8 protein-coding genes and 1 pseudogene are annotated in these 6,542 nt (G+C 38.7%); all 9 read left to right on the top strand.

The features are described from left to right. Positions 1–237 precede the first annotated feature (237 nt). Positions 238–789, top strand: coding sequence for a DUF3592 domain-containing protein (locus F1E73_RS07300; RefSeq protein ID WP_086477548.1), 552 nt, complete (start codon positions 238–240; stop codon positions 787–789). After that, entirely contained in the window at positions 786–1,277 is a 492-nt protein-coding gene (locus F1E73_RS07295; RefSeq protein WP_086477547.1) for a DUF3592 domain-containing protein, read from the top strand. Before F1E73_RS07300 ends, F1E73_RS07295 begins: the two co-directional genes overlap by 4 nt. Before the next feature lie 288 nt (positions 1,278–1,565). Then, positions 1,566–2,549 carry a M20/M25/M40 family metallo-hydrolase gene (locus tag F1E73_RS07290; protein ID WP_150451533.1) on the top strand — a complete coding sequence of 328 codons (984 nt, stop codon included), beginning with the start codon at positions 1,566–1,568 and terminating at the stop codon, positions 2,547–2,549. A gap of 363 nt (positions 2,550–2,912) precedes the next feature. Further along, the gene (locus F1E73_RS07285) at positions 2,913–3,299 is read left to right on the top strand and encodes a hypothetical protein (RefSeq protein ID WP_223883381.1); all 387 of its coding nucleotides are present in this window, start codon (positions 2,913–2,915) and stop codon (positions 3,297–3,299) included. A 47-nt stretch (positions 3,300–3,346) separates the two neighbouring features. After that, the gene (locus F1E73_RS07280) at positions 3,347–3,832 is read left to right on the top strand and encodes a PLDc N-terminal domain-containing protein (protein ID WP_086477544.1); all 486 of its coding nucleotides are present in this window, start codon (positions 3,347–3,349) and stop codon (positions 3,830–3,832) included. Between the two features lie 404 nt (positions 3,833–4,236). After that, the gene (locus F1E73_RS07275; RefSeq protein ID WP_150451532.1) at positions 4,237–4,632 is read left to right on the top strand and encodes a cupin domain-containing protein; all 396 of its coding nucleotides are present in this window, start codon (positions 4,237–4,239) and stop codon (positions 4,630–4,632) included. Positions 4,633–4,923: 291 nt separating this feature from the next. Beyond that, on the top strand, positions 4,924–5,361 hold the full coding sequence (locus F1E73_RS07270; protein ID WP_150451531.1) for a DoxX family membrane protein: 438 nt from the start codon (positions 4,924–4,926) through the stop codon (positions 5,359–5,361). Positions 5,362–5,446: 85 nt separating this feature from the next. Continuing rightward, the gene (locus F1E73_RS07265; protein ID WP_150451530.1) at positions 5,447–5,878 is read left to right on the top strand and encodes a hypothetical protein; all 432 of its coding nucleotides are present in this window, start codon (positions 5,447–5,449) and stop codon (positions 5,876–5,878) included. An 11-nt stretch (positions 5,879–5,889) separates the two neighbouring features. Then, positions 5,890–6,360 (top strand): annotated as a pseudogene (locus F1E73_RS07260) (alpha/beta hydrolase-fold protein); the annotation flags it as partial. Positions 6,361–6,542 lie beyond the last annotated feature (182 nt).

The raw sequence follows: 6,542 nt of genomic DNA, 5'->3' as shown, positions 1-6,542 counted from the left end.
CTTCCTATGCAGGCAGGCCTGCCTTTGTCGGTAGACAGGAGTCGCTCACGTGCCTAATTTTTATGGAGCCGCAATTTTTAAACGTCATCCCGTTCTTTCAACCTTTTTTTCGGTGATTTCTATGGAGAACCATCCTTCTTTTTCAGCAGGTAGGGTTTAGATTTTTATTTTGTACGGTTAATAATACAATTTCACGCCCTTTTCTTCGTTTCTAATAAACCCATAACGACAATTAACATGAATCTGATAAATTCTTCTATTGCTAGTTTATTGATTATGGTAATATTCGGTTTGTTGATATTACTATTTGGATTGGGCTGCTATTATTTATACCAACCCATCAATACCCTTACCCATAACAATCGGTATCAATGGGAAAAAATAGAAGGGGAAATAGTAGAAGTGACGCTGAATAAGCGTCCAAACCACGATCTTCCCGAAGAGGCCGCCATGGTATTTCCTATTGAGGAATGTGTTATCCAATATGCCTACAACCATAATGGGGAAACCTATACCAACGCTTCTATAGGACTCAACGGAGAAAAGGCCTATGACAATTCCTTTCACAACGAGCTTTACCTAAAGTTAAAAGATAAGGAGAAGGTGATGGTTTACTATAACCCCAATAATCCATCCCAATCTTCCCTTATTAGGTACGATGTTAACCTAAAAAGTTTGGGCACTGGAATTGCTTTGATGATCTTCCCATTCTTACTGGGATATTGGGCTTACATACGAAAAAAACATCCACCGCATTATTTAGCGGATCAAATTACTGTAGTATCATGATAATTACCATACTGATTGGATTGGCCATAACTATCTATGGGATAGTTTATAAAATCTTAGACCGCAGTGCCAAAAAATGGCCTTATACGGTGGGGACCATTAATAGCGCCCAACTGGCAGAAAAGATTAATACAGATGTAGACGGGCGTAGAACTGCAAGATATAAGGTAGCTCTGGCCTATGAATACGCTGTTGGGGGAATTGGTCCAATGCTGGAGGGAAAACAACTCTTTCCCTATTTGGAGGTATGGGGAACTAATAGAAAGGAAAAAATTAAAATACTGGAAAAATTAGAGAAGGGAACCAAGGTGAAGGTGTACTACAATCCGCGTAAAACCTCTCATTCTTGCCTGATTGTTGGATGTAATTATGCCATTAATTATTTTATTGCGTTCGGATTGGCCTTCCTAGCATTTCCCTTGGTGTTTTGGATTTATGGAAAAAGCAACGATCTATTAGGGGTTTTAGACCAGATTTGGGTGAACTAAGCTACGGTAATAGTGCCATCAAGTGATGATGTGGCCTTCATTTTTAAGGAGCCTTTACAGATAAAAAAGTAGAGCGCTTCTTTGTGCTTGTGAGAACCTTAGTTTAGAGGGTATCGCATTCTGGATCAGAGAATACCCATCCGCTACTTCCCCAACTCCCTTGACTGTTCCTGTTTATTAGCAACCCTAAATTTTCTATGGACCGAGGGAGGGTAGATTTGGGATGTATTTGCTACATTAGCCGGCTAAATAACAGGAAATATCCAGTGCCAATTAAAATCCCCCGCAATGAAAAAATACCTTTATCTAATTGCCTGCATTCCGCTATTAGTAGCTTGTCAAAACATCACTTCCAAGCAACGTATAACTGTAGATGAAGACCTATTGCTTCACCACCTAAAGGTAATTTCCCATGATTCTATGCAGGGAAGATTCTTTGGAACCCATGGGAACTATAAAACGCAGCGTTACCTTGCCGAACAATTTAGGGTGCTTGGGGTAGAACCGGCTTTCCCGTCTGGCAGTATTCAAGAATTTAGATATACGTTTAAAGGGAAGTTTAGACAGCGAATCTATCCTGTTTCTAATCCTATGGACGACTTTAGCAATGTGCCAGACACAACGGTGACAGGGGGGAATGTAGTCGCGATGATTAGAGGGAAGAGTGAAAAGGCCATTGTAATAACGGCCCATTTGGACCATTTGGGAGTGCGGAACGGAGAGATCTATAACGGGGCCGATGACGATGCTTCCGGGGTAGCGGCCTTGTTTGCCATTGCAGACCATTTTAAGAAAAAAACTCCAGCACATACCTTAATTCTTGCAGCGGTGGATGCAGAGGAAATTGGGTCGTTGGGGGCCGATTATCTTCTCAACAATTTTCCTATCTCCATTAAAGACATTGTTTTAAATGTGAATATGGATATGATAGGGAGAAGCGATTCTTTACAACTTTATGCTGCCGGACTGTTTCATTATCCATTTTTAAAAGAACCCTTGGATGCTATAAAATCTTCTAAAATAACACTGCACTACGGTCATGACGATCCAAATGATAAGGAACTGCAAGATTGGACGTTTTCCTCGGATCACCGCGTATTCCACAAAAGACAAATTCCCTTTATATATTTTGGGGTGGAAGATCATAAGGATTATCACAAACCAACAGATACCTTCCAAAACATGGATACCGCTTTTTATGTAAGTGCGGTGGAATTGATTATTGAGGCTATTGATACTTTGGATTCCCACCTCATCGATAAAAAATACTAGAGGTTTTTGCATTTCAAGGGAACGCTTTATCCGGGCTTGATCCCGTGTAAGGGACTTTACCGTAAAATGCACTTTCTGTAATTATTCCTAGGATTTGCGTCTAAACTGCAATCTTTTTCTGATAGAGTTTCCTAATACGCTCATATTTTTCTAGATTGGTCAATGCTGGAGGCAATAGCGTTACGTTGAAGGTTATTAGAAAAATAATATCGATGAGTAACAGAATTATAAAACTAAGTTTGAAAATCACCTTTATCAGACTGGAATTTTTGTCGATTTAAATGTTTTATAAAATAGAATAAATAATAAAAGTTAAAAATAATGAAAACCTCAAATTTTAAACTACTTACAATTTTTACTGCAATGCTATTATTCATTGGAACATTTTCATCTTGCTCGGATGACGATGGGCCAACTGCTAACATATCCGTTAACGAAGGTCCATCTGGGGACATAGGTGGCGATTTCACTGGAAATGGCGGAAATGCTTCCAGAACGATTAATTGGACCAATAAGTTGGCGACGGCTGACTATAATGCTGACATAACTGCTACCGCAGCTGGAAAATTTAAGATTGTAGTTGCAGATTCAGAAGGAACCGTAGTACTAGACAGAACTCTCAACGGTGGCAGTGAACCTGATAGTATTGACGGTGTTACACGAGCTGGAAAACCTGGAAATTGGACGGTAACAATCACGCTAACTTCGTTTAATGGAGATGGAAGTTACTCCTTAAGCGAGGGAGATTAATAAAGAAATCCTATACAAGACCGTCAACCAACCAAAAAACTAAAAACATGAAAAAAACCACCTTTTTTGTTTTATCAATTGCTATTTCCCTCTTATTATTCTCATGCAGTAGTGACCATAAGGATGTCTCACAGAGGGAATTTTTGGAGGAGGTGCTTCCGAATTCTACGGTACATACTATTTCCGTAAAAAATAACAATGCCATAATAGAAACTGCCACTGCAGCCAAGGCCTTTAGAATTAAGGATGTCCCTGCCGAAGACCTAGAGGTCCTACTAAATAAAATTCAGTCCAAGAACGATCAGGTTGCAGTGACCTTTTCCCAAGAATCGAACTCCATGCCAAATATATTTTTTCTTATACCTTTTCTCATGCCTTTTTTAATTCTCCTGCATATTATTCTTCTTTGGGTTGCCTTAAGAATAATAATCAAATCGGCAGTTGATCCAATGGAGAAATTAGTACATACCTTTATTTCCATCCTGGTTCCGTTTTTTGGTCCGTTAATCTATTTAACCACAAAAATAGAATAGGGCATAGCATTGATAGTTTATATCAGTTAACTTTCTAATAGTGGGGGTACCAGTGAAAGTGATATGTAAGCATCAAGTAAATAACATATTTCCCTGCTCAACTTAAATACATTGTCATTAATACGAAAAACAAATTTCTCAAAATAAAGAAGATAGTTTTAGGATTAATTAGTAGGCTATGTTTTGCTTGTAATCAAAATTCGACTTAAAAGGTGCCATCAATAGATTCATCCTTAAAAGTGGAAGAACATCAGGACGATAAGATAAAGGTGCTGAATTTTGGATCGGTACCTCGTAAGTTCAACATCAGACGCCGTTTCTTCTAAAATAAATCTGGAAGACCCATCTAAATACACCAATTTTTAAACTCGCCTAGAATAATACGGCAGCAAACACTAAGGATTATGGATAAGATTGAATCGGTCACCCTAATAGAAACAACTAAAAGCTGGAATGGGAAGGCATTGCCTCAATACCCCAAAGGGAAACCTAAGGTTACCATCTTGAAAATAACCATCCCGCCTCACTCCAGATTAAATATTCATAAGCACCCTGTTATCAATGCTGGGGTCTTAACAAAGGGAGAATTAACGGTAGTTGATGAAGAAAATAATACGCTTCAATTAAAAGCAGGCGATGCGTTGGTAGAGCTCGTAAACTCCTGTCATTTTGGGGAAAATAACGGGGATTCCCCCGCAGAGATCATTGTTTTTTATGCTGGGACAGACGCGCTACCAATAACCGTGGAGGAGAATAGGAAATTTGGCGAATGTTATTCCGCCTGGAAAACCACCGAGTAACACTGCAGCTGGGGCAAAGCTACTACTGTAACAATGGGTGATGGCAGGCCAGAATGCGTATTTATCCCCGGTAATTTCCTGTAGTAGCCTTAAATTAGTCATTCTAACAAGGGTTATTGTTGGGCAATATTAGAATACAGCTCGGGTTTTGGTGTCTTTAGAAGATCGCGCTATGCTTCCAGGGTGGGTTATTATACCTAAAATGGCCCTGGTTGACTTATTAGAATCCCTTACTTTTACCCAAAATGGGAATGCTGCATAGCCATCCCGTAGCAGAATTATTTAAAAATTATGATCGACTTAAACAAAACAGTTGCGGTCCTTACCGTAAGATTGATATTGGGCTTTATTTTCTTTATGCAAGGCTTCGGTAAAGTCGTTACCTGGGGGATGGAAAAGGTGTTTCAGGCCGACTTCTTTCAGGGGACTTTTGAAGATCTATTACCTGCACCTATTATTTGGATAACCGCCTATTATACGTCCTATGTGGAGTTAATTGGAGGCTTGCTGCTGGTGTTGGGTTTTAAAACAAACTATGCCCTGTATGCACTTGCTTCCGTATTGGTTGTCGTAACTTTTGGTCATGGCTTGGCAGAACCCATTTGGGATCTGTCGCACGTGATGTACCGGACCATCCTATTAGTAGCACTGCTGTTATTGCCAAGAGAATGGGACAGGTTTTCCCTGGATAATATTATTAAGAAAAAATCTGCTATCAATAATTCTTGACTGGAATTTAGCTTAGCGAGAACTTGACTATAATGTGGATAACCCACGAAAATATAATTTATACTAACTTAAAAGGTACATCTAAATGAATATTTCAAAATATTTAAATTATATTTTAACTACAATAGTATTATTAACTTTCAGTCAGTCCTCGTATAGTCAGGAGTTAGAGGTGAGTAAAGGCCTAACAACAAGAACCCACACTATTTCTTCTAAAATAACGGGGCACGATTATGAACTGGAACTATCATTTCCAGAACGTTACTCATTAAACGATACAGTATCTTACCCCGTATTATATGTTATTAATTCCTTGGGGTTATCCGACTTTAAAGAGGCACAGAAAAAATTGGGTTCTGAGGGGGAAGTGGAAGACGTTATTATCGTAGGAATTGGTTTCGAGAATACTACTTCATACGATTCGTTTGTTAAAAGATATCACGATTTTACGCCATCTGTTGACACCCTGGATATGCGAAGAATGGAAAGTTTTTTAGATTTCCTAAAGGGACCTTAAAAGCTGGAGGGGCCGACGAATTTTTGGAAAGTTTAAAATCAGAAATAATTCCATTTGTAGATAAGCACTATAATACGAATTCGGATAGAGGAGTTACAGGAGAATCTTTAGGAGGTTTGTTTACTGCCTATTGTTTTATAAACTCTGATGGTTATTTTACAAGATTCGGAATAAACTTTCCTCGGCTTGAGTGGAATAATGACGAAGTTTTAGATAATGGTATCTCTAAGTTCAAGGCAAGTGATCATTGGGATATACCTGCAACAAAAGTCTTTGTTTCTTCGCATGAACCCCTTATTTCAGTAGTAGGTATAGAAAGGGTTTCCAATGTTCCAACAACATTAAAGTTTAGCGCCTCTTTGGAAAACAGTAATTATGAAAATATAGCCCTTACCCAACATATATTTATTAAAGAACCTAACCGATCCATATCGTCGGCTAGTGCTAGTAAAATTCTTTCCGCATTATATAGAAAGGAATAGAAGATTAAAACAGTAGTAAAGTGGCGGTTGATATTATACAACCCGCAATTGGCATGGAAAAAGAGGATAGTCACAAGAATACCTGGCTCGGTTACAGCGGAAAATGGATTGCGCCAGATGAACTAACGACGTTTACAGGTAGCAATAGAAATATCGCAATAAATGTGGAGCTTTCTAATTAA

This window comes from Arenibacter lacus, assembly GCF_008711145.1.
In the GTDB taxonomy this organism is placed as follows: Bacteria; Bacteroidota; Bacteroidia; order Flavobacteriales; family Flavobacteriaceae; genus Arenibacter; species Arenibacter amylolyticus.
Note: the sequence above shows the minus strand (reverse complement) of the source record. Positions and strands in the feature narration are given on the sequence as shown.

What these genes read in the sequence shown, in the direction of transcription:
- F1E73_RS07280 (WP_086477544.1), top strand. Translation starts at nt 3,347, where the DNA reads ATGAAAAAAACCACCTTTTTTGTTTTATCAATTGCTATTTCCCTCTTA.
- F1E73_RS07285 (WP_223883381.1), top strand. Translation starts at nt 2,913, where the DNA reads ATGCTATTATTCATTGGAACATTTTCATCTTGCTCGGATGACGATGGG.
- F1E73_RS07265 (WP_150451530.1), top strand. Translation starts at nt 5,447, where the DNA reads ATGAATATTTCAAAATATTTAAATTATATTTTAACTACAATAGTATTA.
- F1E73_RS07290 (WP_150451533.1), top strand. Translation starts at nt 1,566, where the DNA reads ATGAAAAAATACCTTTATCTAATTGCCTGCATTCCGCTATTAGTAGCT.
- F1E73_RS07295 (WP_086477547.1), top strand. Translation starts at nt 786, where the DNA reads ATGATAATTACCATACTGATTGGATTGGCCATAACTATCTATGGGATA.
- F1E73_RS07270 (WP_150451531.1), top strand. Translation starts at nt 4,924, where the DNA reads ATGATCGACTTAAACAAAACAGTTGCGGTCCTTACCGTAAGATTGATA.
- F1E73_RS07300 (WP_086477548.1), top strand. Translation starts at nt 238, where the DNA reads ATGAATCTGATAAATTCTTCTATTGCTAGTTTATTGATTATGGTAATA.
- F1E73_RS07275 (WP_150451532.1), top strand. Translation starts at nt 4,237, where the DNA reads ATGGATAAGATTGAATCGGTCACCCTAATAGAAACAACTAAAAGCTGG.